Annotated in this window: 25 protein-coding genes; 14 read left to right on the forward strand and 11 right to left on the reverse strand. The window is 71.4% G+C overall.

Features of this window, described 5'->3' with window-relative positions:
• Positions 1 to 138 precede the first annotated feature (138 nt).
• A complete protein-coding gene (locus AKJ13_RS09495; protein ID WP_050733219.1) occupies positions 139 to 1,209 on the forward strand; it encodes a DUF2865 domain-containing protein in 1,071 nt (356 codons plus the stop codon).
• 77 nt (positions 1,210 to 1,286) lie between these two features.
• Positions 1,287 to 3,335, forward strand: a complete 2,049-nt coding sequence (locus AKJ13_RS09500; RefSeq protein ID WP_050733115.1) for an OmpA family protein — start codon at positions 1,287 to 1,289, stop codon at positions 3,333 to 3,335.
• A gap of 9 nt (positions 3,336 to 3,344) precedes the next feature.
• On the opposite strand, the gene AKJ13_RS09505 is transcribed toward AKJ13_RS09500, so the two are convergent.
• Positions 3,345 to 4,556 (reverse strand): MFS transporter, encoded by a 1,212-nt coding sequence (locus AKJ13_RS09505; protein WP_082316906.1) that lies wholly within the window; start codon positions 4,554 to 4,556, stop codon positions 3,345 to 3,347.
• Between the two features lie 99 nt (positions 4,557 to 4,655).
• Between AKJ13_RS09505 and AKJ13_RS09510 the strand changes: the two genes are divergently transcribed.
• The 4 genes from AKJ13_RS09510 to AKJ13_RS09525 all read left to right on the forward strand — a co-directional run bounded on the left by AKJ13_RS09510 (position 4,656) and on the right by AKJ13_RS09525 (position 9,111).
• Positions 4,656 to 5,252: a TetR/AcrR family transcriptional regulator gene (locus AKJ13_RS09510; RefSeq protein WP_050733116.1), complete on the forward strand. Its 597-nt coding sequence runs from the start codon at positions 4,656 to 4,658 to the stop codon at positions 5,250 to 5,252.
• 131 nt (positions 5,253 to 5,383) lie between these two features.
• Positions 5,384 to 6,592 (forward strand): MFS transporter, encoded by a 1,209-nt coding sequence (locus tag AKJ13_RS09515; RefSeq protein ID WP_050733221.1) that lies wholly within the window; start codon positions 5,384 to 5,386, stop codon positions 6,590 to 6,592.
• A 16-nt stretch (positions 6,593 to 6,608) separates the two neighbouring features.
• The gene (locus tag AKJ13_RS09520; protein WP_050733117.1) at positions 6,609 to 7,376 is read left to right on the forward strand and encodes a class I SAM-dependent methyltransferase; all 768 of its coding nucleotides are present in this window, start codon (positions 6,609 to 6,611) and stop codon (positions 7,374 to 7,376) included.
• 448 nt (positions 7,377 to 7,824) lie between these two features.
• On the forward strand, positions 7,825 to 9,111 hold the full coding sequence (locus AKJ13_RS09525) for a hemolysin family protein (RefSeq protein ID WP_050733222.1): 1,287 nt from the start codon (positions 7,825 to 7,827) through the stop codon (positions 9,109 to 9,111).
• A gap of 3 nt (positions 9,112 to 9,114) precedes the next feature.
• On the opposite strand, the gene gltX is transcribed toward AKJ13_RS09525, so the two are convergent.
• Positions 9,115 to 10,455 carry a glutamate--tRNA ligase gene (gltX, locus tag AKJ13_RS09530; protein ID WP_050733118.1) on the reverse strand — a complete coding sequence of 447 codons (1,341 nt, stop codon included), beginning with the start codon at positions 10,453 to 10,455 and terminating at the stop codon, positions 9,115 to 9,117.
• Positions 10,456 to 10,605: 150 nt separating this feature from the next.
• Between gltX and AKJ13_RS09535 the strand changes: the two genes are divergently transcribed.
• A complete protein-coding gene (locus AKJ13_RS09535) occupies positions 10,606 to 11,877 on the forward strand; it encodes an FAD-binding oxidoreductase (RefSeq protein WP_050733119.1) in 1,272 nt (423 codons plus the stop codon).
• A gap of 5 nt (positions 11,878 to 11,882) precedes the next feature.
• Here AKJ13_RS09535 and AKJ13_RS09540 read toward each other — a convergent pair whose 3' ends face one another.
• The gene (locus tag AKJ13_RS09540) at positions 11,883 to 12,353 is read right to left on the reverse strand and encodes a hypothetical protein (protein ID WP_050733120.1); all 471 of its coding nucleotides are present in this window, start codon (positions 12,351 to 12,353) and stop codon (positions 11,883 to 11,885) included.
• The gene (locus AKJ13_RS09545; protein WP_050733121.1) at positions 12,350 to 12,766 is read right to left on the reverse strand and encodes a hypothetical protein; all 417 of its coding nucleotides are present in this window, start codon (positions 12,764 to 12,766) and stop codon (positions 12,350 to 12,352) included. Before AKJ13_RS09545 ends, AKJ13_RS09540 begins: the two co-directional genes overlap by 4 nt.
• A gap of 308 nt (positions 12,767 to 13,074) precedes the next feature.
• Here AKJ13_RS09545 and AKJ13_RS09550 point away from each other — a divergent pair, with 308 nt between their 5' ends.
• The 3 genes from AKJ13_RS09550 to AKJ13_RS09560 are packed head-to-tail and all read left to right on the forward strand — an operon-like array spanning position 13,075 to position 15,951.
• Positions 13,075 to 13,614, forward strand: coding sequence for a TadE/TadG family type IV pilus assembly protein (locus tag AKJ13_RS09550; protein WP_050733223.1), 540 nt, complete (start codon positions 13,075 to 13,077; stop codon positions 13,612 to 13,614).
• Complete coding sequence (locus tag AKJ13_RS09555) at positions 13,608 to 14,255, forward strand: TadE/TadG family type IV pilus assembly protein (RefSeq protein WP_050733122.1); 648 nt, start codon at positions 13,608 to 13,610, stop codon at positions 14,253 to 14,255. Before AKJ13_RS09550 ends, AKJ13_RS09555 begins: the two co-directional genes overlap by 7 nt.
• Complete coding sequence (locus tag AKJ13_RS09560) at positions 14,239 to 15,951, forward strand: TadE/TadG family type IV pilus assembly protein (protein WP_050733123.1); 1,713 nt, start codon at positions 14,239 to 14,241, stop codon at positions 15,949 to 15,951. Before AKJ13_RS09555 ends, AKJ13_RS09560 begins: the two co-directional genes overlap by 17 nt.
• Positions 15,952 to 16,111: 160 nt before the next feature.
• Here the strand turns inward: AKJ13_RS09560 and dksA are convergent, their stop codons facing one another.
• From dksA to AKJ13_RS09580, 4 genes are all read right to left on the reverse strand, one after another.
• Positions 16,112 to 16,531, reverse strand: a complete 420-nt coding sequence (dksA, locus tag AKJ13_RS09565) for an RNA polymerase-binding protein DksA (RefSeq protein WP_050733124.1) — start codon at positions 16,529 to 16,531, stop codon at positions 16,112 to 16,114.
• A gap of 171 nt (positions 16,532 to 16,702) precedes the next feature.
• Entirely contained in the window at positions 16,703 to 17,719 is a 1,017-nt protein-coding gene (locus tag AKJ13_RS09570; protein ID WP_050733125.1) for a hypothetical protein, read from the reverse strand.
• Between the two features lie 2 nt (positions 17,720 to 17,721).
• Positions 17,722 to 19,095: an MBOAT family O-acyltransferase gene (locus tag AKJ13_RS09575; protein WP_050733126.1), complete on the reverse strand. Its 1,374-nt coding sequence runs from the start codon at positions 19,093 to 19,095 to the stop codon at positions 17,722 to 17,724.
• A 101-nt stretch (positions 19,096 to 19,196) separates the two neighbouring features.
• Complete coding sequence (locus tag AKJ13_RS09580) at positions 19,197 to 20,444, reverse strand: Hsp70 family protein (RefSeq protein WP_050733127.1); 1,248 nt, start codon at positions 20,442 to 20,444, stop codon at positions 19,197 to 19,199.
• Positions 20,445 to 20,610: 166 nt separating this feature from the next.
• On the opposite strand from AKJ13_RS09580, the gene AKJ13_RS09585 reads away from it, so the two are divergent.
• Positions 20,611 to 22,107: an ATP-binding protein gene (locus tag AKJ13_RS09585; RefSeq protein WP_050733128.1), complete on the forward strand. Its 1,497-nt coding sequence runs from the start codon at positions 20,611 to 20,613 to the stop codon at positions 22,105 to 22,107.
• 24 nt (positions 22,108 to 22,131) lie between these two features.
• Here AKJ13_RS09585 and AKJ13_RS09590 read toward each other — a convergent pair whose 3' ends face one another.
• Positions 22,132 to 22,560 (reverse strand): flagellar assembly protein FliX, encoded by a 429-nt coding sequence (locus tag AKJ13_RS09590; protein ID WP_050733129.1) that lies wholly within the window; start codon positions 22,558 to 22,560, stop codon positions 22,132 to 22,134.
• A gap of 242 nt (positions 22,561 to 22,802) precedes the next feature.
• Here AKJ13_RS09590 and AKJ13_RS09595 point away from each other — a divergent pair, with 242 nt between their 5' ends.
• The 3 genes from AKJ13_RS09595 to AKJ13_RS09605 are packed head-to-tail and all read left to right on the forward strand — an operon-like array spanning position 22,803 to position 24,786.
• The gene (locus AKJ13_RS09595; protein ID WP_050733130.1) at positions 22,803 to 23,942 is read left to right on the forward strand and encodes a flagellar basal body P-ring protein FlgI; all 1,140 of its coding nucleotides are present in this window, start codon (positions 22,803 to 22,805) and stop codon (positions 23,940 to 23,942) included.
• 24 nt (positions 23,943 to 23,966) lie between these two features.
• Complete coding sequence (locus AKJ13_RS09600; protein ID WP_007566429.1) at positions 23,967 to 24,326, forward strand: rod-binding protein; 360 nt, start codon at positions 23,967 to 23,969, stop codon at positions 24,324 to 24,326.
• Entirely contained in the window at positions 24,313 to 24,786 is a 474-nt protein-coding gene (locus tag AKJ13_RS09605) for a hypothetical protein (protein WP_050733131.1), read from the forward strand. The genes AKJ13_RS09600 and AKJ13_RS09605 overlap by 14 nt, the downstream gene beginning before the upstream one ends.
• Positions 24,787 to 24,794: 8 nt before the next feature.
• Here AKJ13_RS09605 and AKJ13_RS09610 read toward each other — a convergent pair whose 3' ends face one another.
• Together AKJ13_RS09610 and AKJ13_RS09615 are read right to left on the reverse strand one after the other, a co-directional pair.
• On the reverse strand, positions 24,795 to 25,124 hold the full coding sequence (locus AKJ13_RS09610; protein WP_050733132.1) for a hypothetical protein: 330 nt from the start codon (positions 25,122 to 25,124) through the stop codon (positions 24,795 to 24,797).
• A gap of 1 nt (position 25,125) precedes the next feature.
• The gene (locus AKJ13_RS09615; RefSeq protein ID WP_050733133.1) at positions 25,126 to 25,386 is read right to left on the reverse strand and encodes a hypothetical protein; all 261 of its coding nucleotides are present in this window, start codon (positions 25,384 to 25,386) and stop codon (positions 25,126 to 25,128) included.
• Positions 25,387 to 25,432 lie beyond the last annotated feature (46 nt).

A 25,432-nucleotide genomic window follows, 5' to 3' on the forward strand; every position in this document is an offset into this window, starting at 1 on the left:
AGCGCGCGGCCCGGATGTAGGAGGGGTGTCACCCGCTTACGAGGGGGCGTACACTCAAGCTGCTTCGGTCCCGAGGCCGGGGCAGGACAGCACCCGACCGAGGGGGCCGCCGCATTTCCGACCACCGCGATGCAGCCGATGCTTGACCGCCCGATCGTCCGTTCGCTCGGCCGCCTCATCTTGAGCGCGGCGCTTGCGTTCGGTCTGTCCCAGAGTCTCGATACCGCCCGGGCGCAGGACGCTCCGGTCGGCCAGCCCGTCGCCGGGGAGGCGAAGCCCAGCGCGCCGCAACTGCCCTCGCCCGCCTGCCGGCGCTACCGGGCCGAGCTCGCCTCCGTCCAGAACGGTGCCAGCACGACCCGGGCGCTCAACGACGAGATCGGGCGGCTGGAAGCCTATTTCCGCGGGCTGAACTGCGAGGGCGGCAAGTTCCTCTTCTTCGACACGCGCCCGCCCCAGTGCGGCGCCGTGGAGCAGCGCATCCGTGCGCTCAAGGCCACCTATGGCGGCGCGGTGTTCGACGACAGCGGCGCCCGCAAGCGCGAGCTGCAGGGGCTCATCACCGCCAATTGCCCGGCCCGGGAAACCTATGCCGGCACCGGCGAGACCTACGCCAAGGGCGGCCCGCAGACGGTCTGCGTGCGGACCTGCGACGGCGGCTTCTTCCCGATGCGCAACCTGCCCGAGGGCCGCAGCGGCGCCGACGAGATGTGCCAGGCGCTCTGCCCCGGCACCGAGGCGCAGGCCTATTCGATGCCCTACGGAGACGAGGCCCTGAAGCACGCCGCCTCGGTGAAGGGCAGCCGCGCCTATGTGAGCCTCGCCAACGCGTTCAAGTTCCGCAAGGAATTCGTCCCGAACTGCTCCTGCAAGCCCCAGAACCAGACCTGGGCGCAGTCGCTCGTGAAGGCCGAGAGCATGCTGGTGCGGCACAAGGGCGATATCTTCGTGACGCCGATGCAGGCCGAGGCCCTGTCGCGTCCGAAGGTGCGCCTGACCCTGGTCGGCCGGGCCGACCGGACCGCGGCCGAACTCGCCGCCGACGCCGCCGGACGCGCGGGGGTCGATATGAATGCCGGTGCGACGGACGGGAAGGCGGGTGACGCCAAGCCCGGCGCACCAAAGGCGAGTGTCGCCAAGCCGGATCACGTCGCGGTGCGGATCATCGCCCCGGATATGATCGCGGTGCCCCAGCGGTTGACGCCCTGACGGAGTCGTGAGCGGCGGGCGCGGAACCATGGGCCGCTGAGCGGGTTCGGGTCGGCTCGATCCGAAACGAGGCCTCGATGCGGCTGCTGCGACTGATCCTTCTCACCGGTACGGTGCTCCCGGGCCTAGCCCTGATGCAGCCCGCGGGCGCATCCCCGGGCCCGATCCTCATGGCGCAGGGCGGCCCCGACGAGCGCGGCCCGCGCGGCGGCGAGCCTCCGCATGGCGGCCCGCGTCCGGAGCGGCCGCCGCAGGAGCGTCCAGGTCCACCGCCAGGCCCGCCGCCTGCCGCGCGCGAGCGGCCCGAGCCACGGCCGGAGCGCGCCCCGCCACCGCCGCGCGAACGTCCCGAACCGCCGGCCCAGCGGCAGCCCCAGGCCGAGCCGCCCCCGCGCGAGCGCGCGCCCGAGCGCCGGCCGGACCGGCAACCGGACATCCAGAACCGCGCGGCACCAGAGCGTCCGGCGCCGGAGCAGCGTCGCGTGCCCGAGCGTCCCCCCGCCGATCGCCCCGGGCCGGACCGGAGGGAACCCGACCGGCCGCCGCCGCGCGATCCGTCGCCCGCGCCGCGGGCAGCGCCCGAGCGTCCCGCCCAGCCGCAGCGCGGGCCGGATCAGGACCGCCGGGCACCGGATCAGGAGCGGGCGGCCCCCCGCACCGCGCCGAACCCACCCGCCCAGCTCCAGCGGGCCCCCGATCAGGAGCGCCGGGCACCGGGCGAGGAGCGCGCGGCACCCGATGCCACGCCGGACGCGCCCGCGCGGCGCCGTGATCCTGCCCCCGATCGCGGCGCAGCCCCGCAGCGCCCCGGTGGACCCGGCGCCGCACCGCCGCCCAACGCGGCACCCGGCGTTCCGGGCCGTCCAGTCCAAAGCCTTGATGCCCAGCCCGGCGCCGCGCCGCCGCCGAATGCGGAGCCCGGACGTCCCGTGCCGCCCAACATGGCACCGGGCGTGCCCGGCCGTCCCGTGCAGCGTCCCGATGCCCAGCCTGGTGCTCAGACGCAGCCGGGCGCCGAGCCCGCACGCCCGCTGCCGCCCAACATGGCGCCGGGGGTGCCCGGCCGCCCCGTCCAGCCGCCCGGCCCGAACGCCCCGCCCCCGCCGCCCGGCGTTCAGCCGGGTCAGCCGCCGGCCGGCGGGCCGGGCGGACGCGGTGCATTCAACACGCCGGGCCAACCCGGCTACGTCCCGGGCGGTTTCCGCGCGGATGACGACGTGCGTGACTACGATCAGGTCCGCCGCGACCGGCGCGAGTTCAGCGAGGGCGGCCGGACCTTCTACCGGGAGCCCGGCCGCATCATCGTCCGGGACCGCGACGGCTACCTGATCCGCCACGACGAGAACGAGCGGTTCCGGGACCTCGACCCGCGGGGCTTCCGGTCCGAGCGGCGCGGCAGCGACTATTACAGCTTCATCGACCGGCCCGGAGGCGAGCAGATCGTCACCGTCACGGACGATGACGGGCGGATGCTGCGCCGCTACCGCCGCTTCCGCGACGGCCGAGAGGTGGTGATCATCGACAACAGCTATGCCGGGCCGCCGCGCCCGATCTACGATGACGTGGTCGTGCTGCCGCCGCCCGACATCCGCATCCCCCGCGACCGGTACGTGGTCGAGTACGATCAGGCGGACGAGGGCGCGGTCTACGAGGCACTGACGGCCCCACCGGTGGTCGCCGTGGACCGCCGCTACACCCTGGACCAGGTCCGCTACAGCCCGGACCTGCGGGCTCGGATGCGCTCGGTCGATATCGACACGATCAATTTCGACACGGCCTCGTTCACCGTGACCCCGGACCAGGCAGCCCGGCTGTCGGTGATCGCCGCGGCGATCAACCGGGCGATCCGCGCCAACCCGCAGGAGGTGTTCCTGATCGAAGGCTACACCGACGCGGTGGGCTCCGACATCGACAACCTGTCCTTGTCGGACCGCCGGGCGCAATCGGTGGCGACCGTGCTGACCCAGCAGTTCCAGGTGCCGCCGGAAAACCTGACCACGCAGGGCTACGGCGAGCAGTACCTGAAGGTGAACACGCAGGGCGCCGCCCGGGAGAATCGGCGTGTCACGGTCCGGCGGATCACGCCGCTGCTGCAGCAGGGAACCGCGCAGGCGGCGCCGCGCTGAGCGGATCCGTCACGCGGTCAGGTCCGGCGCCCGGCGCGGGGCCAGGCTGAGCAGCCCGAGCACCGCGAGCCCCGTGCCGATCCAGAGCGGGGCCGCGAGGCCGTAGCCCCGGTCGATCGCGAGCCCGCTGAGCCAGGTCCCGAAGGCGAGGCCGGCCGTGATCACCGAGGTATGGAGGCTGTTCACCAGCGGGCCGGGATGGGCGACCCGCATCACCCGGGCGACCATGGCCGGGTTGAGGGAGACGCCGGTCAGGCCGATCACCAGGAACGCGGCAACGCTGACCACCGCGTCGGTCGGCAGGGCCGCGAAACCCGCGAGGGCCGCGGCGAGGACGACGAGACCGGTGGCCAGGACGGGGATCGTGTGGCGGTCTGCCAGCCGGCCGACGATCAGATTGCCGATCACCGTCGCGACGCCGTAGGCGGCGAGCACGATCGGGATCAGCCGGGGCGCCAGCCCGGTCACCTCGGTGAGGATGGCCGTGACGTAGCTGAAGGCCGCGAAGGTCGCCCCGATGATCAACCCGCTTGTCGCGTAGGCGGCCCAGAGGCGGCCGTTGCGCAGCTCGGCCAAGCCGGACGCCAGATCGACCTGCGTGCTGCGGGCGGGTCTCGGGATCGTCAGGCTGGCGACAGCGATGCACAAGGCCGTCAGGCCGACGATCAGCCAGAAGCTGATGCGCCAGTTGAACAGGTCGTTGATCAGCGCCGCGACCGGCACGCCGGCCACCGGCGAGATCATCAGCCCGGCCAGGACCAGGGAGGCGGCGCGCCCGCGGAGGTCGACCCTGACCGATTCGGCGCAGAGCGTCAGGCCGATCCCGAAGCAGGCGGCGCTGGTCACGCCCTGCAGGGTGCGGGCGAGGGCCATCACCGCGTAGCTCGGCGCGACAGCGGCCAGCGTGCTTCCGATCAGGAACACGCCGAGCAGCCACAGCAGCGCGTCCGTGTTCGGCACGCCGAGCCGCAGGAGCAGGGCTATCACCAGCGGACCGCCGAAAGTCATGCCGAGGGCGAACAGCGCGATCAGGTTGTCGATGTCGCCCACCGAGACCGAGAAGGCCGCGGCCAGCGCCGGCATCAGCCCGGCGACCATGAACTCCGCCGTGGTGATCACGAAGATCGTCGCGCTGAGCAGATAGACCCAGGGCGGCACCAAGGCGGCACCGGGCTCCGCGACGTCGCTCAGACTGCCCTGTTCGGCCCCCGTTGCCTGCATCGTCGCCCCCATTTCTGTAAAATCAACTACAGAATAGCTAGGCCGGCTTGCCCGAGTCGGTCAAGGCATTCTATAAATCCTGCTACAGAAAGGTGCGCGATGGCGACGGCGCGAGGACGGCCACGCGGCTTCGACCGCGACCAGGCTTTGGAGCGCCTGATGCAGGTGTTCTGGGCGAAGGGTTACGAGGGCGCGCAGCTCAACGACCTCACCGGGGCGATCGGGGTCAAGCCGCCGAGCTTCTACGCAGCCTTCGGCTCGAAGGAGGCGGCGTTCCGCGAGGCGATCGACCTGTACATCGCCACGATCGCCGCAGCCCCGATGCGCGCGCTCGACACGGCGGCGACGGTCCGCGCGGGCCTGCGGGCGATGCTGGAGGGCAGCGTCGAGGTCGCGCTCTCGGCAAAGCCCGGCGGCTGCCTGCTGATCCTCGGGGTGGTCAACTGTCTGCCGGCGAACGAGGCGGGGCGCGCGCATCTCCTGCACGCCCGGCGCAAGACCGTCGCGCTCGTGGCGGACCGGCTCCGGCGCGGCGTCGCGGACGGAGATTTACCGGCGGGTACGGACATCGCGCGGCTCGCCGCCTTCTTTCACGGCATCATGCAGGCGATCTCGTTCGAGGCGCGGGATGGGGCGACCCGGGCGGAGTTGCTGGCGCTGATCGATCCGGCGCTCCGCGCCCTCGATCCCGACTGATCCACCCGCATGGCGACACCGCGCCGCCTGCGGTTGACGCCGGCTGGCCCGCACCGCACCACCGGAGGGCGCATCATCCCGAAAGACGGCAACCACCGTTCGGGATGATGCTTTTGCAGCGCGGGACGGTGATGGCGAGCGACAGCAACGGGCGGCTGATCCGGTCGGGCACGCCGGTCTTCCGCCGCACGGCTCTGGCGCTCGCCGCCGCGGGGTTCTCGACCTTCGCGGTGCTCTACGCGGTGCAGCCGCTGCTGCCGATCTTCGCCGAGGAATTTGGCGTCTCGCCGGCCGAGAGCAGCCTCGCTCTGTCGCTGCCCTGCGGGCTGCTGGCCGTGGCGCTGCTGGTGGTGAGCCCGCTCTCGGAGATCTGGGGCCGCAAGCCGGTGATGCTGGCCTCCCTGTTCGCCTCGGCGTTGCTGACCATCGTGGCGGCCCTGGTGCCGAGCTGGCACGGCTTCCTGGCCCTGCGGGCGCTGTCCGGGCTCACCGCCAGCGGCCTGCCCGCGGTGGCGATGGCCTATCTCGCCGAGGAAATGGACGCGCAGGCGATCGGCCTGTCGATGGGTCTCCTGGTCGGCGGCAATGCGCTCGGCGGCATGTCCGGCCGGCTGATCAGCGGCGTGATGGCCGACCATGTGAATTGGCGCGTCGGTCTCGCCACGATCGGCGGCCTGGCCCTGGTCGCCGCGCTGGCGTTCTGGCGCTGGCTGCCGGCGGCGCGCAACTTCGCGCCGCGCCGGATGGCCTGGCGGGACGTGCCGGGCAGCTTCGGTCACCATTTTCGCGATGCCGGCCTGCCCTGGCTGTTCGCGGAAGGCTTTTTGCTGATGGGCGGCTTCGTCTGCATCTACAATTACATCGGCTTCCGCCTGCTCGATCCGCCCTTCGCGCTGAGCCAGACGGTGATCGGCTTGATCTTCTCCGTCTACATCGCCGGCATGGTCAGCAGCCCGGTCGCGGGCGAGCTGGCGAGCCGCTTCGGCCGGCGCCGGGTGCTGTGGCTCGCCACCGCGCTCGGGCTCGCAGGGATCGTGATGACGGCGGCCGACAACATCCTGCTGATCGTCGCCGGCGTGGTGGTGGTCACCATCGGCTTCTTCGGGGCGCATTCGGTGGCGAGCAGCTGGGTCGGACGGCGGGCGCTGCGCGACCGGGCGCAGGCCTCCTCGATGTATCTGTGCCTGTATTATCTCGGCTCCTCGGTGCTCGGCACTGCGGGCGGCTGGTTCTTCGCCCATGCCGGCTGGACCGGCGTGGTGCTGTTCGTGGGCGCCCTCTACGGCTTGGCCCTCGCTATCGCGGTTCGACTGTCGCGGCTGGCACCGCTGACGGTTTGATCTAGGGAGAAAAACAATGAGCGCCCGCACCCATGCCGGCCATGTCGTCGACCAGTTCGGCGCCCAGGCCTCCGCCTACGTGACGAGCGCAGTCCACGCCGCCGGCGCCGATCTCGACCGGATCGGCGCGCTTGTGCGCGGGCTGCCGGGCGCGCGGGTGCTCGATCTCGGCTGCGGCGGCGGCCACGTCGCCTTTGCGGCCGCGGCGGCGGGCGCCGCGGTCACCGCCTACGACCTCTCGGCCGAGATGCTGGCGGCGGTCTCCGCCGAGGCTAGACGGCGCGGCCTCGACCGGATCGAGACCCGCCAGGGCGCGGCCGAGGCCCTGCCCTTCGCGGACGCCGTCTTCGACGCGGTGCTGACCCGCTACAGCGCCCACCATTGGCGCGACGTCCCGGCCGCGCTGGCGGAGGCGCGGCGCGTGCTGAAGCCGGCGGGACTGCTGATCGTCTGCGATATCGTGGCGCCCGAAGAGCCGCTGCTGGACACGCATCTCCAGGCGGTGGAGCTGCTGCGCGATCCCTCGCATGTGCGCGACTACCGGGTCTCGGAATGGCGCACGATGCTGACGGCGGCGGGCTTCGCCCCCGGCGAGGCGACCGCTTACCGGCCGCGCATGGAGTTTTCCAGCTGGATCGCCCGGATGCGCACGCCGGAGATTCACGTTGCGGCGATCCGCGCCCTCCAGGCCGCGGCCCCGGTCGAAGTGACCGAGCATTTTTCGATCGAGGCCGACGGCAGTTTCCTACTCGATTCGGTGCTGATCGAGGCGCGCCCGCACTGAGAGGGTGTTCGACCCGACACCGGCCGGCAAAAGACGAATCCGATCGTCGGATATCCCAATCCCTCCCAGGTCCTGAGACCCGGCCGCGAAGCGGGCGCCTCGGTGGCTGAGCGTTGTCCGATCCTCGGAGGATGGGGCACGGCGCCCCCGTCCCGAGCGGGCTACGCGCTATCCAGGTTGCGAGATTGATCGTCCGGACATTGGATTGCCCGTGGCCGCACGAGAGAGGCGCCCGCACCGCCTGCTGGCGTGCAAGCCCGTCTGCCGATCGAAAAACGCACGGCCTGTCAGGAGGGAAGCGCGGGTCGGGACAGCCGGGCCAACCAAGCGTCGAAACACAGTTCGAGGCTTGGCCGTTGAACGGTCCGGGCTGCAGCCCCATGTTGGGATCCCGTGTCATCAGAGGAAGCCCGGCCCGCGCTGCGGGATCGCGGCTCTGCAAGCCCGCCTGCTCGAGCTCGTCACCGTCGTCCTGCTGATCGCACTGAACGGCGTCTTCGCTCTCTCCGAGCTGGCGGTGGTCTCGTCGCGCAAGAGCCGCCTGCGCGCCTATGCCGACGCGCGCCGTCGCGGCGCGAAGGCGGCCCTGGCGCTCGCCGAGGAGCCGGGGCGCTTTCTCTCCACGGTCCAGATCGGCATCACGCTGATCGGCATCCTGTCGGGCGTGGTCTCCGGCGCGGCGCTCGGCGACCGTCTCGCGCTGACGCTGATCGATCTCGGCCTGCCCAAAGGCTGGGCCGACACGCTGGGCTACACCCTGGTGATCGGGATGATCACCTACCTGTCGGTGATCATCGGCGAGCTGGTCCCGAAGCACCTCGCCTTGCGCAACCCGGAGGCGATCGCTTGCGCGGTGGCGCCCGGCATGCGGCTCGTCGCCCGGGTCGCCCTGCCGGCGGTGTGGCTGCTCGACGCCTCGACCCGGGCGGTGTTCCGGCTGATCGGCCAGGAGACCGAGAGTGCCAGCGCAGTCACCGAGGAAGAGATCCGCAGCCTCGTGGCCGAGGCCGAGACCGCCGGCGTCATCGAGGGCGGCGAGCGCGCGATGATCTCCGGCGTGCTCCGGCTCGGCGACCGGCTGGTGCGCGGCGTCATGACCCCGCGCACCGAGGTCGTGTGGCTCGACCTCTCAGACGATCCCGACACCATCCGGGAGCGCCTGCTGGCGAGCCCCCATGCCCGCCTGCCGGTGGCCGATGGCGGCCCGGACGCCATGATCGGCGTCGTGCAGGTCCGCGACCTGATCGGCCCGCTGTCACGCGGCGAGCCGCTGAACTTGCGGGCGCATATCCGCCGGGCTCCCGTTCTGCCCGACACCCTCGACGCCCTCGATGCCCTCGACGCCTTGCGCAAGGGCCCCGTGCCGATGGCGCTGGTGCATGACGAGTACGGCCATTTCGACGGCCTGGTGACCCCCGCCGACATCCTCGACGCCATCGCGGGAGCGTTCCATTCCGAAAGCATTGAGCCGGACGCGGTGCGCCGCCCGGACGGCTCCTGGCTGATCGCCGGGTCGATGCCCGCCGACGAGCTGGCCGACCAGCTCGGCCTGCGCCTGCCGCCCTCGCGCGACTACGCCACCGCCGCCGGCCTGGTCATCGCGGTGCTGCAGCACCTGCCCGAGACCGGCGAGACCTGCGAGATCGCCGGCTGGCGCTTCGAGGTGGTCGATCTCGACGGTCGCCGGGTGGACAAGCTGCTGGTCACGCGGCTGGAGGAAGCCGAGGCGGAGTAGGCGCTACGCCGCCTCGCCGGCCAGACGCCGCGCCGCCCGGTCGCGCCCGATCAGCGGCAGCAGCCCGGCGAGGTCCGGTCCGTGTTCCGAGCCGGTGAGCGCGAGGCGTAGCGGCATGAACAGGCCCCGTCCCTTGGCGCCGGTGCGGCTGCGGATCTCGGTGGTCCAGGCCTTCCAGGTCTCGGGGCCGAACGGCTCCGCCGGCAGCGTCTCCCGGGCTGTCGCGATCACGGCCTCCTCGGTGATCACCGGATCGATCGGGCCGGCCACGACCTGCCACCAGTCCCGCGCCTCCGAGACCCGACCGAGATTGGGCTGCACCGCCCGCCAGAACGACTCCGCGGTCTCGCGCGGGATGCCGAGGTCGGCCAGGCGCGGAGCGACCTCCGCGTACGGCATGGCGTGGACGAGCTTGGCGTTGAGCCCGTCGAGCTCCGTGGGATCGAACCGGGCTGGCGCGCGGGAGATCTCGCCGAGATCGACCAGGCTCGCCAGCGTGTCGAGATCGGGCACCGCGCGCACCGATTCGGCCGAGCCGGTGAGCACGGCGAGCGAGCGCACGGCCGCCGGCTCGTAGCCGGCCTCGCGCAGGCCCCGCAGCGACAGGTGGCCGAGCCGCTTCGACAGCCCCTCCCCGTCCGCCGTAGTGAGCAGGTTGTGGTGGCCGAAGACCGGCACGGCGGCGCCCAGAGCCTCGAAGATCTGCACCTGCACGCCGGTATTGGTGACGTGGTCCTCGCCGCGGATTACGTGGGTGATGCCGAGATCGGCATCGTCCACCACGGAGGGCAGCGTGTAGAGGTAGCTGCCGTCGGCGCGGATCAGAACCGGGTCGGACAGCGACGCGCAATCGACATGGGCCGGCCCGCGCACGAGGTCGTCCCAGGTGATTGTGCGGGCGTCCAGCAGGAAGCGCCAATGCGGCCGGCGGCCCTCGGCTTCCAGGGCAGCGCGGTCCTCCGCGGTGAGTTGCAGGGCCGCCCGGTCGTAGATCGGCGGCTGGCCGCGGCCGAGCTGGCGCTTGCGCCGCCGTTCCAGCTCCTCCTGGGTCTCGTAGCAGGGATAGAGCCGCCCCGCCGCGCGCAGGCGGTCGGCGGCGGCGTCGTGCTGGGCCTTGCGGTCGCTCTGGCGGGCGAACAGGTCCGGCTCGATCCCGAGCCAGGCCAGATCCTCCCGAATTGCCTCGGCGAATGTTTCGGTGGAGCGCTCGGCATCCGTATCGTCCAGGCGCAGCAGGAACCGGCCGCCCGCCTTTCGCGCGAACAGCGCATTGAGCAAGGCCGGGCGGGCGTTGCCGATATGCAGGTAGCCGGTGGGTGAGGGAGCGAAGCGGACGAGCGTCATGCTCCGCTCTGTAGCCGATCCGCGACGGATTTTGCGCGTCTCCTCGCGCATGGGTGGCGCGAACCGCCCCCCGCCCCGGCACCAGACCGCTACCCACCGCCGGCAAAACCCGTCAGAACGCCACGCTTGGTGCGCGTCGGGATGAGCGGAATGGACGAGACGGCCGATATCGTGGTGGTCGGCGGCGGGATGGTCGGGCTGGCCTGCGCCATCGCGCTCAAGGATCGCGGTCTCGACGTGGTCCTGTACGATCCCGGCGAGGCCCGGGCCCGGACCTCCTACGGCAATGCCGGCGTGGTCAGCCGCGGCTCGATCCTGCCGATGTCGAGCCCGGCCCTGTGGGGCAAGCTTCCGGCCTATCTGCGCAATGCCGACCGCGGCCTGCGCCTGCATTACAGCCACCTGCCGCGGATCCTGCCCTACACCGCGCATTTCCTGGCGAGCGCCCGGGCCTCGCGCTGGCGCCGGGCCGCCGCCGCCCTGCTGCCCCTGACCAGCGCGGCCTACCCGGCCCATGAACGGCTGGCTGCCCGTGCCGGCACCAGCGAGCGGCTTCAGCGGACCGGCTGGCTCAAGGCCTACCGCACCGAGGCCGCCTTCGCGGCGGCATCCCTGGAGCGGGAGATCCTCTCCAGGCACGGGGTCGCCTTCGACATCCTCGACACCGCCGGGATCCGCGACCTGGAGCCGGCTTTGGTGCGCCCCTACGCGCGGGCGATGCTGCTCACCGAGACCGGCTCGGTGCGCGAGCCCGGCCGCCTCGTCGAGGCCTGCGAGGCCCTATTCGCGGGCCTCGGCGGAAAACGCCTACGCGGCAGCGTCGAACGGCTGGCGCCGGAGGCGGAGGGCTGGCGCGTCGTCACCGAGGCCGGCGCGGTGCGGGCCGGGCAGGTGGTGCTGGCGGCGGGCGCGGCCTCCGGGGCGATCGCCAGGACCCTGGGCTACCGCTTCGCGGTGGCGGCCGAGCGCGGCTATCATCGCCACTATGCCCTGCACCCGGACAGCCCGCCCCTCACCCGGCCGGTGCTCGATACCGGCGCCGGCTCGATCCTGTCGCCGATGGGCGACCATCGGGTCCGGGTGCTCTCCGGCGTCGAGCTCAACGCCCGGCACGCCGAGCCGGACCACACCCAGATCGAGGCGGCCTCCCGCGAGGCCGCCGGGACCCTGCGGCTGGGCGGGCCCCTCGACAACGAGCCCTGGCTCGGCTCGCGCCCGTCCACCCCCGACGGCATGCCGGTGATCGGCCCGGCACCCCGCCACAAGGGCCTGCTCTTCGCCTTCGGCCACGGCCATATCGGCCTGTCGACCGGGCCGATCACTGGGGAGATCGTGGCCGACCTCGCCACGGGGCGGAAACCGGCGGTGCCGGTCGCGCCCTTCGCGCCCGAGCGCCTGCTCGGCTGGCCGCGGCTGCTCTGAGCCTTCTAGCGCCAATCGTAGGGGTTGTAGGGCTCCAGCGCGGCCTCGATCCGCCGCAGGGCCGCCGGCTGGCGCTGGAGATCGGCCTCCCGGGCGAGCGCCCGCAGGAAGGCCCGGGGGCCGTGTTCGAGGTCCCGGGCCAGGCCGTCATGGCGCTGGGCCGGCTCGATATGGGGCGGATTGACGGTGACGAGGTAGTCGAGCCCGCAGGTCGGCGGGTCGATGCCCAGCCGGTAGCAGATCTGCACCCGGGCGAAGGGCTCGCCGGGTCGGCGCACGACCCGGTAGCCGCCGCGCGTGAAGGCGCCGGCAGTGGCGCGCTCGGCGTAGGCGAGCGTCCCGTCCACCGTGGCGAGGCTGTCGGTGTGCCGGCTGCGCACGAGGTCGATCGCGACCCGCTCGGTGGGCAGGAACGGCTGTGCGGCGGCCCCGGACGCGACCGAGGCGGCGAGCAGAGCGAGGCCGAGAGGTCTCACGGCTTCCTCATGCAGACGGCGACCGGCTCGGCATCCTTGGCCGCCTTGGCGGTCATGTCGAGGCAGCCGACGGTGGCCACGCCGTCGGTGACGGTCACGGACGGCACCACCGCCATGCCCCGGCAATAGGCGCCGATCAGAACCTCGTCGCGATGGCAGGCCACGTCGAGCCGGATCAGCGTGTTCATCGCCGGCCCCAGAGGACCAGCGGCGCCCATCGGGCCGCGATCCCCCGCGGGGCCGCGCTCGCCGGTGGCGCCGTTCAGGCCCGGCGGCCCCTGCGGCCCCGGAGGGCCGGGCTCACCCTTCGGACCGGACGGCCCAGCCGGGCCAGGCTTCGGCGCGTCGCAGCCGGCAAGCGCCAGCGCCGCGATCAGCCCCGAGACGAGCGCGGCCTTTCCAGGGGACGTCATGCGGTTCTCCGGCCGGATGCCGCCGACGAAGTGGCGCCGGGGGGCCGGGCGTCAATGGCAGCGCGCCACCGAACCGACCCCACGCCCGAACCTAGCCCACAACCCCAAGTAGAATACTTGAACTTATCGTGATCTGCTTGGTCGGATTAAGTGTTTTGCAAAAGATTGCCCGCATATGACGGCATCACAGGGTTTTCGTGCGGCAATCTGAGTCAATGACTCAACGAGTACAAATAGTTCCACGAGAGAAACCCACCTCAGGTTGCCTCCTGACGCGCCTGCGGCGGGATGTGGGCGGCGCGGCCGCGGTGGAATTCGCTCTGGTGGTGCTGCCGTTCCTGGCGCTGGTCGGCGCGGTCTTCCAGATCGCGTTCCAGATCTGGGCGACCCAGAATTTCGACCGCGCCCTGCAGAACGCGGTCCGGTCGATCTTCACCGGGCAGTTCCAGAACGCCAATGCCGCGCAGACCGACGCTGCCACGATGCTGGCGGCGCTGAAGAACACGATGTGCGGCACCGGCACCGCCACCATCCCGACGGTGTTCAACTGCCAGGCCGTCAAGATCGACGTGTCCACCGCCGGTACGATGGCCGGTGCCAGCGCCGCAACGCCGGTCAACGCCACCACGGGCACCTGGACCGCCGGGTTCGGCTCGAACTACGCCTGCGCCAAGCCCGGCACGATCGTGATCGTGACCGCGGCGGTGCAGTTCCCGACCCTGTTCAACCTGATGGGCCTCACCACCAAGGCGTTCACCAGCGGTGCCGGCGCCGGATCGAGCCTGCTCACCTCCACGGCGGTGTTCCGGACCGAGCCCTACCAGGTCGCCGGGCAGAACCCGTGCTGAAGCGCCTGGTCCGCAGGACGGCACGGCTGCGCCGGGACCGGCGCGGCAGCGCGCTCACGGAATTTGCCGTGATCCTGCCGGTGCTGCTGGCGATCTGGGCCGGGATGACCGAGCTCGCCCACGCGATCGACGAGTGGCGCAAGCTGACCTTGCTCGCCCGGACCGTCGCCGACCTGACCGCCCAGGGCGACACGCAGAACCCGATCGGCCCGGCGCTGATGACCGACATCGTCGCCTCCGCCGCCAAGGTGATGCGCCCGTTCGACACCAGCAAGGTCCAGATCGTCGTCAGCGCGATGGGCGTCGACGTGAAGCGGCTGAATCTCCTACCGCAGGTCTGCTCAAGCGTGGCGAACGGCAACGCCAAGCCCCGGGCCACGGGCACCGCCACCGACCTCCTTGTGCCTGCGGGCTACCAGACTTCGGGCATGCGCTACGTGCTGGCCGAGGTGAGCATCAGCTACACGCCGATGATCGGCTCCGCCTTGGTCAAGCTGGTCAAGGGCGTCGGCAACACGATCACCCTCTCAGCCTCCGTCCCGTGGCCGACCCGCGGCGGCACGACCTACGGGTCGAACACCTACACCGAGGTCATTCTGCCGGGCACCACCCAGAAGGCATGCGATGCCCCGTTACTCTGATCGCGCCCGCCGGCCGGGGTCGTTGAGCTTCGCGCGGGAACGCGGCGGCAACGTCGCGATTCTGTTCGCCTTCCTGAGCGTGCCGATGCTGATGTTCACCGGCGCGGCGATCGATTACGGCTTCGCGACCCGGCTGGAGACCAAGCTGCAGGCCGCGACCGACGCGACCGCGCTGCTCCTGTGCCAGACGCCGCTCACCACCTCGAACGCCGACCTCAACCGGATGGCGCAGGCGGCGATGAACGGCGCCATGGGAGCGTCCGACCTCGTGGTCGACACGCTGGCGATCACCAGCAATCCGCGCCAGATCACCCTGACCGCCCACAAGCTCTCGACCGTGTTCTTCGGCAAGGTGACCGGGACGAACCGCATCAACCCGGGCGCCACCGCGCAATGCGCCACGCCCCTGCCCAAGACCTTCGAGATCGCGCTGGTCCTCGACAATACCGGATCGATGGCAGCCTCGAGCGGCGGCCAATCGAAGCTGCAGGCGGTGCAGGGCGCGGCCACCGACTTCGTCAATTACGTCTACACCAACGCGGCCTTCTCCAGCGCGACCCGGGTCTCGATCGTGCCGTTCGCCGGCGCCGTGGCGGTCGATCCGGTGACCAATCGCTATGCCGGCTGGATTGACCAGAACGGGAAATCCAGCCTCCACTGGACCAATGTCCTGTCTACCGGCGGATCGGGCTTCGCCAGCCGGTTCGACATCTTCGCCAAGCTGCAGGCCGCCAATTCCGGCTGGGGCTGGGCGGGGTGCCTGGAAACCTTGCCTTACCCGCTTAACGTCCAGGACGGCGCGCCGACAGCGGCGAACAAGGATTCTTACTTCGTCCCCCTGTTCTCACCGGACGAACCGGGCGACGCCAGCAGCGGATACAGAGATTTCAGCGACAACAGCGGCAGCTATCGGTCGTACAATAGCTACATCGACGACGATACCAGCAGTTCCGGCGGCGCCTGCCCCGTGAAGAGCTTGTCGTACGACGCCGCGCTCGGTCGTGCCTGCAAATACACCAGCCCCCGCAACGCCACGTCCAACAGCTATCTCGGGATCCCGAACGGGCCAAATTTCGGCTGCACCACGAGGCCGCTCCTGCCTCTGACGAGCGACACCGGCGCTCTGAAGGGCCTGATCAACAACATGGCGCCCCTGGGCGCGACCAACATCCACGAGGGCTTCATGTGGGGCTGGCGGACGCTCTCACCGAAGAGCGTCTTCGCGGGAACCAGCACACCCGCGGCCTACGCATCGGCGTCGAACGCCTCGAATACGACGACGATCAACAAAATCATCATTCTGATGACCGACGGCACCAACAGTTGGTCGACCAACGCGAGCGCCCCCACCGGATCGCTCTATTTCGCCGCCGGTTATTTCCAGAACGCCAACGACACGAGCGCGAACCTGCGTCTGCCGCCCACCAACCAGAACGTGAAGGATACGACGTCCGCCCGCAACGCGCTGGACGCCCTCACGGCGGAGGCCTGCCGGAACGCCAAGGCGGTCAACATCGCGATCTACACGATCGGCTTCAGCGTCCCCTCGGACCCGATCGACGCCGCGGGACAGACGCTCCTGCGAAACTGCGCCACGAATCCGGGGCAGTTCTACCTGGCCAACACTTCGGACGACCTGATCAAGGCGTTCAAGCAGATCCAGGCGAGCATTGGCGCGCTGCGGCTGACGCAATAGGCGACGCAATTGGACAATCCGGGCGGCGGGTCGAGGTCGCGCCCGTCATTGCAAGCGCGGCGAAGCAGGCCAGGATCGCGCGCCGCCCTCGGTTGCTTCCCGGCACGCACAAGGGCGGCGCGCGACGGAATGCGATCCGGCGCCGGGCCGGAACCGCCCCTCAATCGTCCCGATAGACCTTCTCGCGGCGCTCGTGCCGCTCCTGGGCTTCGAGCGACAGGGTCGCGATCGGCCGGGCGTCGAGGCGGCGGAGCGAGATCGGCTCGCCGGTCTCCTCGCAGAAGCCGTAGGACCCGTCCTCGAGGCGGGCCAGGGCCGCGTCGATCTTGCCGGTGAGCTTGCGCTGCCGGTCGCGGGCCCGCAGCTCGATCGCCCGGTCGGTCTCCGACGAGGCGCGGTCCGCCAAATCGGGGTGGTTCTCGTTCTCGCTCTGCAGAGCGACCAGCGTGTCCTGCGCCTCGCGCAGGATGTCGCTCTTCCAGCTCAGGAGCTTGCGCCGGAAGTACTCGCGCTGCCGGTCGTTCATGAAGGGCTCGTCGTCGGACGGGACGTAGCCGTCCTCCAGCGTCACCTTCGCCATGCGTCACCCTCGCTGGATCATAACCGCCCACCAGGGGATGGCCGGTGCGCGGCGATAACGTGAGGTGCCGTATAGTCGAGGTGCGTAATCGCGACAACGCGCAGCGTTGCAGGGCTCGGAACTTGTCTCGAATGCGTTCGCACCTGCGGCAAACAAGCCACGGTCTAGGGCTTATTCTGCTGCACGCTTGCGCAATCTGACGATCGCCGCGGCGATCTCGTCCGTCAGCGATCGGGCGAGCGGCAGCCGATAATGGGTCTGGTCGAAGAACAGATCGGGGTCGGCGGCCTGCGGGTGCCGGTCGCGGCCCTCGACGACCGCGCTCAGCGGATGCACGGCGAGCGCCGAGCGCACCGCGGCGCGGCACGCGGCCTCGGCCGCCGCCCGGGGGCTTCCGGCCGGCGGCTCGGCCCGGGCGTAGACGGGCGGGAAGACCAGGACCACGGCGGTCTCGGCCGGGACCCGCGCCAGCTCGGCGCGCAGCCGGGCGCCGACCGGGAACGGGCCGCCGTGATGCGGCTCGGGCTCCGGACCGACGGGACGTTCGAGCGCCGCCTTCTTGGCCGGGTCGCGGCCGAACCCCTGGCTCAGATAATTCGACTCGTAGTCCCACCAGCCGTCGGCGGCGGCCTGCTTTCGGCGCGGGTTCAGCAGCCAGCCGAGGCGGTTGATCGTCTCCTGCGCGGCGGTGAAGCGCAGCAGGCCCTTGAGGTAGGCGGGCCAGTCGCCGACCAGCCAGTACGGGAAGCCGTGCTCGCTGGGGAAGCTCGGGTCGTCGGAGCACCAGAACGCGTCGGACGAGAGCACGATCGCCTCCGGTCTGGCGTGGTGCTTGAGATACCAGTCCAGCAGCGCGAATTGCTCGGACGGGCCGGTCGCCGGCACCGAGAGCTGCACGAACGGGATGCCGGTCAGCCGAGTCAGGGCCGCAGGCTCGATCAGCTGGATGTGGGAATTGCCGATCACCGCTCCCGCATAGGCTGGGTCGCGGCCGCGCGACGCCGAGGCGGTACGCGGGCCCTGGGGGCGGACGGCCCCGCGGGACAACAGGGTCGAGCGGCCGGTGTCGTAGGGGTCGACCAGAACCGCCAGGCCGAGATAGGCCGCGAACAGACCGGCCATCGCCAGCAGCACGGTGCTGACGAAAGCGCGCCAAGCCCGGTCCTGTGGGGGGTGAGCGAGCGCCATCCTCAGAACTGGAAGTAGATGAACTCGTAGTTCGCATCGTCCCCGATCTTCAGGAGGACGACGACGAACAGGAGCGCGAAGCCGAAGGCCAGGATGCGTTTGGGCGGCAGGCGGTGCACCGCCGCCCAGGCGGTCGGGCCGATCGTGGCGACCAGGGCCGCCACCGCGATGGTGCGCCATTTGAAGCCCGATCCGTGGGGCGCGAGGCCGAACAGGCCCTTGAAGATCAGCAGCGCCGCCTCGAAGCTGGTCGCCCGGAACAGCACCCAGGTCAGCATCACGAACAGGATGGTGAGCAGCCAGCCGAGGGGCGCCGGCACGCTCAGGCGCGCCCGTCGGGCCAGGACCCCGGCGCCGAGGCCGAGCCCGTGCAGGGCCCCCCAGGCCAGGAACGTCAGACCCGCCCCGTGCCACAGGCCGCCCAGCGTCATGGTGGCGGCGAGCGCCCCGACCTGTCGCGGCAGGCCGCGCCGGTTCCCGCCCATGGGGATGTAGAGGTAGTCGCGCAGGAACCGCGACAGGGTCATGTGCCAGCGCCGCCAGAAGTCCCGCAGCGAGGTGGCGCGATAGGGCGCATCGAAATTCTGCGGCAGGACCAGCCCGAACAGCAGCGCGATGCCGAGCGCCATGTCGGTGTAGCCGGAGAAGTCGAAATAGATCTGGAAGGTGAAGCCCAGGGTCGCCTGCCACGCCTCAGCGACGGTGACGACCTTGCCGGCGGCGGCCGCCTGGAACACCGGGTTCACGTAGGCCGCGAGCGGGTCGCCCAAAAAGACCTTCTTGGCGAGACCGACCGTAAGCAGCATCAATCCGCGGGCGAAGCGCTCGGCGGCGTCGGGCCGCGCGTAGGGCTGCTCGTCGAACTGGTGCATGATCTCGCTCCAGCGCACGAGCGGGCCGGCGAGAACCTGCGGGAAGAAGGCGATGTAGAGGGCGTACTTGGTCAGCCCGAAGGCCGGCGCCCGGCCGGCCCGCAGGTCGGCGAGATACATGATGTGGTGGAAGGTGAAGAACGAGATGCCGAGCGGCAGGGCCAGCCCGAGCCGCGGCGCCTCCAGCCCCGGAATCAGGTTGGCGAGGTCGGCGAAGAAGTCGAGATACTTGAACAGCCCGAGCAGGGCGAGGTTGGCGGCGATCGCCCCCGGGATCAGCCAGCGCCCGGGCCGCCGCCGGTAGAGGCGGGCCACGGCCCAGTTCGCCAGGATCGAGCCGACGAGCAGCGGCACGAAGCGCACATCCCACCAGCCGTAGAAGACGAAGGACAGGACGACGAGCAGCGGCAGACGCCAGGCCGGCACTGCCCGCGCCACCAGCGCGTGCAGGATCAGCGCGGCCGGCAGGAAGGCGAGGAGGAAGACGAAGGAGTTGAACAGCATCGGGCGGGGCGGCGCGGAGGGGAAGGATGGGCCGCCGGTCTCTCCGGGCGCGAGGCGCCCGCCTTGTCGGGGATCGCGGCGGGCCCGTCAATCGCAGAGGCTCATCCCGCCCGCCGCCCCGCCTCGATAGTCAGGCCCAGCCCCACCGACCCGAACGTGTCGCCCTCCACCACCCGGGCCGCGGGCAGCGCGGCGGTGAGCGCGGCGCGCAGATGCGGCAGGCCGGTGGAGCCGCCGGTGAGGAACATGGCGTCGATCCGCTCCGGCCCGAGTTCGGCCTCGGCGAGGCAGCGGGCGATTCGGGCGGCGACCGACCGGGCGAGGTCGCCGGTCTGTGTCGAGAGGGTGTCGCGGCTCACTTCGGCCGCCAGCCCCGGCTCGATCAGGCCGAGGTCGAGCGCGGTCGCGCCGGCCTCGGAAGCAGCGATCTTGGCGCCCTCCACGGCCCCGGCCAGGGCGTGGCCGCGCTCGCCCTCCACCGCGGCACGCAGGCGTGCGACGAGGTCGGGCTTGGCGCAATCCCGGATCACCTCGTCGATCTCGCGCAGGGTCTTGGCGTTGTAGAGGCGGTTGATCGCCGACCAGGTGGCGAGGTCGTGGTAATAGGCGTTCGGCACCGCGAGGTCGCCGCGCCGCATCGGGCTGCCGAGGCCCAGCAGCGGCATCACCGTGCCGAGGCTGAGCTGCCGGTCGAAATCGGTGCCGCCGATGCGCACGCCGTCATTGGCCAGGATGTCGCCGGCCCGGTCCGGGCGGCCCCGCCGCTCGGGCGAGAGACGCACGATGGAGAAATCCGAGGTGCCGCCGCCGATATCGGCGATCAGCGCGATCTCCTCCGCGTGGACCTGGCGCTCGTAATCGAGAGCGGCGGCGATCGGCTCGTACTGGAAGGAGACCTCGCGGAACCCGACGTCCCGGGCGATGTCGCGCAGCGTGTCCTCGGCCCGCCGGTCGGCCTCCGGGTCGCCGTCGACGAAATGCACCGGCCGGCCGTGGACCACGGTGTCGAGGGATTGCCCGCAGGCCGCTTCGGCTCGCACTTTCACGGCCGAGAGGTAGCGGGCGATGATGTCGCGCAGGCGCAGGCGTTGCCGGCCGACTGGGGTCGCCTCGTCCATGAGCGGCGTGCCGAGCACGGATTTCAGCCCGCGCATCAGCCGGCCGGCATGGCCGTCGACATAGGCCGCGGTCGCGGCACGGCCGATCAGCGGCTCCTGGCCGAGCTCGAAGAAGATCGCGCTGGGGATCGTCCGATGCGTGCCCTCCAGCGGCAGCAGGGTGGGTCCCGCCGGTGCGAGATGCCCCAGGGTGGTGTTCGACGTGCCGAAATCGAGGCCGCAGGCCGCCATCGCGTGAGGAATCCGGTTTGTTTCGAGGGAGGGCGGCCCCTACAGGGCGGCGGCGTCCGGGTCCAGCGCGGCCGCGACATTGCAGCCGCGCGGCAGCCTCGCGGGAAACGTGGACAGCGCGCCCGGGGGAGGCCCGGATCCGGCTCCGGCATGCTATGAACCGACCATGCGTTCCGATATCGATCTCGGCCTGACCGGCGGGCAGCCGGCGCTGCTCGACCTCACCGAACTCTTGGCCACCCGGCTCCTGGTCCAGGGCAATTCGGGCTCGGGCAAGTCGCACCTGCTCCGACGCCTGCTGGAGCAGAGCGCCGGGCTCGTGCAGCAGGCGGTGATTGACCCGGAAGGCGATTTCGCCAGCCTCGCCGACCGCTACGGCCATGTGGTCGTGGAGGCCGATGGCGACGACGTCGCGCTCCAGCGCATCGCCGCCCGGGTGCGCACGCACCGGGTCTCGGTGGTGCTGTCGCTGGAGAATCTCGACGCCGAGGGGCAGATGCGCGCCGCCGCGGCGTTCCTCGGCGGGTTGTTCGACGCCGACCGCGACCATTGGTATCCGATGCTGGTGGCCGTGGACGAGGCGCAGCTCTTCGCCCCCGCGGCGGCCGGCGAGGTGTCGGACGAGGCCCGCCGCCTGTCGCTCGGCGCCATGACCAACCTGATGTGCCGCGGCCGCAAGCGCGGGCTCGCCGGCGTGATCGCCACCCAGCGCCTCGCCAAGCTCGCCAAGAACGTGGCGGCCGAGGCCTCCAACTTCCTGATGGGCCGGACCTTCCTCGACATCGACATGGCCCGCGCCGCCGACCTGCTCGGATTGGAGCGCCGCCAGGCCGAGACCTTCCGCGACCTGCCCCGGGGCCATTTCGTGGCGCTCGGGCCGGCTTTGTCGCGGCGCCCGCTGACCATCGCGGTGGGTCCGACCCTGACGGTGAGCCGCAGCTCGTCGCCGGTACTCGTCCCCCTCCCCGATCCAACCGAGGATGCCCGGGCACTGATCCTCACGGCGAGCCCGGCCGACAGCCTGGCGCCGCCGATGCCCCGGCCGAAGCCGCGCCCGGTGGCGGCCCCGGACGTGCTCGTCCAGCTGGCGAGCTACCGCCCCCCGGCCCCGGCGGAGGAGCCCGAAGAGGAGCCGATGGACCCGGAGGCCCGCGAGGCGGCGCTGGCCGAGGTCCTGGCCTCGGTCCTGGCCGATGCCGACGCGGCCGCCTGCACGCCCGCGACGCTCTATCAGGATTTCACCGTCCGCTGCCGGATCCGCCGCCTGCGCGGCGACACGATGGGCCTGCCGGAATTCAAGCGCCGGCTCGCGGTGGCCCGGGCCGAGGCGGGCGGCGCGGTCGCCGACAATTCCACTTGGGAGCGGGCCCAGGAGATCGCGGCCGGCCTGCCGGACGACCTCGCCGGCCTGTTCCTGGTGGTCGCCCGCGCAGCAATCGAGGGCGCCCCCTGCCCTACCGACGCGATGCTGGCCGATGCCTACGGTACCAGCTCGGGCGGCCGCGCCCGGCGGATGCTGGCCTATCTCGAGGAGCGCGGCGCGATCGTCACCCGCAAGGACCTGCGCGGCGCGCCGATCATCGCGGTGCCGGATCTCGGGGTCGAGACCGGCCCGGGCGAGCCGCAGATGCTGCCCACCGGGCCGAAGCGGCGGGCGGGATAGCGGCTGCCAAGCGCTCCGTCATATCTATGCGCTGCGCCGGCCTTCCAGCTTGGCGAGTTCCACCGCGGCGCGCAGCTCGATCTCGCCCATGAGCGCGTCGAGCCGCGGATCGCCCGAGGAGGCCGAGCGCTCGGCCAGGCGGCCGGCGATGGCGCGCAGATCCTGCGGGGCGACGCGGCCGCCGAGGAGCGCGGCCTTGAGCCGGTCGAGACCGTCGAGCAGGTCGTGGCCGCGCTTGGCCGCGCGGCGGCGGCGCTCCTGCGGGGTCTCGGCTTCGCCCTGAAGCAGCAGCACCGCGTCGAGCCCGGCCAGGGTCGCCGCCGCGGCCGGCGCGCCGGTGCCCGAGGCGGAGGCCGGCGCCGCATCGAGGCTGAAGCCGCGACCGCCCTCGACCCGGGCCTTGGCCGCGACGCCACTGGCATTCTGGATCGGCTGGCGAGTCTCGACGCGCATGATCGTGTTCGTGTCGCTCCGGGCGCCCCTGCGCTTCCCGGACACTCGGCCGGCAGGGTTAAGCGCCGGTAAACAGGGCGGCAGAACCTGCCGGGTCGGCATGTTCGGTGCCGGTCGATCAAACCACCCCGACGCTGACCGGCCAAATAATGATCCATTCGGCCAGATAGTTAGGCAAAACGTCCGGCTGGCACGGGGCTGGCAGGAGGGGAGCAGGTCCGTTCACCCTCGAAAAACCCGGCATGCGCCCGAGCCACCCTTTCCATCTCATCGCATCGGCCTTCGTGGCGCTGGTCGTCGGCGCGCTGCTGCTGGCCGCCGCCGGCACCCCGGCGCTGGCCCTGTCGCGGGTGAAGGACCTCGCCTCGATCGAGGGCGTGCGCCAGAACCAGCTCGTCGGCTACGGCATCGTGGTCGGCCTCAACGGCACCGGCGACACGCTCAACAACATCCCGTTCACCAAGCAGTCCCTGCAGGCGATGCTGGAGCGGCTCGGCGTCAACACCCGGGGTGCCACCATGCGCACCCAGAACCTCGCCGCCGTGATGGTGACGGCGAGCCTCCCGCCCTTCGCCGCGCAGGGCACCCGCATCGACGTCACGGTCTCGTCGCTGGGCGATGCCAAGTCCCTCCAGGGTGGCACCCTGCTGGTGACGCCGCTGCTCGGCGCCGACGGCGAGGTCTACGCCCTGGCGCAGGGCTCAGTGGCGATCGCCGGCTTCTCCGCCGAGGGCGATGCCGCCAAGATCACCCGGGGCGTGCCGACCAACGGCCGCATCTCCAACGGCGCCAATATCGAGCGCGAGATCGCCTTCAAGCTGAACGATGCCCGCGCCCTGCGCCTGTCCCTGCGCAACCCAGATTTCACCACCTCGAAGCGGATCGCCGCGGCGATCAACGACTTCATGGGCGCCGACACGGCCGAGCCGACCGATCCAGCCACTGTCACGATCCAGATCCCGGCCAAGTACAACGGCAACATGATCCGGCTGATCACAGAGGTGGAGCAGCTGAAGGTCGAGCCCGACCAGACCGCCCGGGTCGTGGTCGACGAGCGCTCCGGCATCATCGTGATGGGCCGCGACGTGCGGGTCTCCACGGTGGCGATCGCGCAGGGCAACCTGACGGTCACGATCTCCGAGCAGCCGCAGGTGAGCCAGCCGGCGCCCCTATCCAACGGGCGCACCACCGTGGTGCCGCGCACCAGCCTGAAGGTCGATACCGGCGACGGCAACAAGCTGGCGCTCGTCAAGGAGGGCGTGAGCCTGCGCGAACTGGTCGACGGGCTGAACGCCCTCGGGGTCGGCCCCCGCGACCTGATCTCGATCCTCCAGGCGATCAAGACCGCCGGGGCGCTCCAGGCCGATATCGAGCTGATGTGATTTTTGGGACAGGAGGGCCAAATCATGCTGCCACTCGCCAACTTCGCGGCCACCGCGGCCGCCGGCGTCGGGAAATCCATCGCCGCGAGCGTGTCCGACGGCATCCTCAAGACCGGCAGCACCGCCAAGGCGCACAAGACCGCCACCGAGTTCGAGTCGATGTTCCTTGAGAACAGCCTCGACCGGATGATGCAGTCGGAGGGGACCGAGGGCCCGCTCGGCGAGAACGGCACCGGCGGCGGCGTCTACCGCTCGATGCTGACCAAGGAATATGCAGGACAGATCGTGAAGAGCGGCGGCGTCGGCATCGCCGATTCGGTGTTCCGTGAGATCATGAAGCTGCAGGGCGCGTCGAGCGATGGAGCCGTCAATGCAAAGGGCTGAGCCGCTGCGCGTCGGCGACCGGGTCACCGCGGAGGCGCTGGTCGGGGGTGTGCTCGCCAACATGGCCGCGCTGGAGGCGATCCTGGCCGAGGAAGCCGCCCATGTCCGGGCCGGGCGCCTGCGCGAGGGCCTGGCGGCGGCCGAGCCGAAGGCGGCCCTGGCCGCGGCCTACATGCAGGGCCTCGAAGTCGCCAAGGCCAATGCCGTGGCGCTCAAGCGCTTCAATCCGGACGGGGTCGAAACCCTGCGGGCCGCCCATCGCCGCTTTACCGCGGCGGTCGAGGCGAACCAGTCGGTCCTCGACAGCGCGCGATCCGTCTCCGAGGGGCTGATCAAGTCCCTGGCAGACGAGATCGGCCGGGCGCAGGTCCCGTCGGGCTACGGCAAGCAGGCCCCCGCCCCGTCCCCGTACGGGCGCGGCGTGCGCAGCGGGCCGCTGGTTCTGTCGCGGAATCTGTAGGACCCAGCTCAGCGCCGGCCGTTGCCGATCCGCACGTAGGTCCGGACTTCGCCGAGATCGGTGTCGGCGCGGTTGTCGATCGCCAGGCGGCCGGCAAGCGCGGGCGGGTCCACTGCGCCGGCGCCGTGTCCCGGGCGCAGGTCGGCGCCCGCGATCACCCGCCCGGACACCCGGATGCAGCTCGCGCTCCCGGGCAGGCGCATGAAGCCCGGCCCCTTCGACGGGCACGCCATCACCGCCGCTGCGGTCGGGGCCTTCTCGAGCTCCCGGGCGGCGGCAGCGTTCGACACGCCGATGAGGGCGGCGGTCAGAACCCGGCCGATCCGCTGTCCGGCCATCTCAGGCGGCCCGGCGCGCCAGGTCCCGGTGCAGCAGATCGATGTAGCGCTCGACCTCGCCGATGAAGCCATCGAGATCAGGCTCGAGCAGCCGCAGCCGCGCGAGGTCGCGCAGCAGGATGTCGAGCGCAGTCGCGCGGTCGTCGGGCCGGCGGCAACCGTCGAGATAGGTGTCGATCGCCTGCTCGGCCATCACGATGGCGCCGATCTGCGCCGCGGCGCCCAGGCGGCGGATCGCGTGGACGGGTTCGGACAGCGCCATGCGGACCTCTCCTCGATCGGGCGATCGCACGACACGCGACCGTCCG

The sequence above is a fragment of the Methylobacterium sp. ARG-1 genome (assembly GCF_001262595.1).
GTDB classification, from domain to species: Bacteria; Pseudomonadota; Alphaproteobacteria; order Rhizobiales; family Beijerinckiaceae; genus Methylobacterium; species Methylobacterium brachiatum.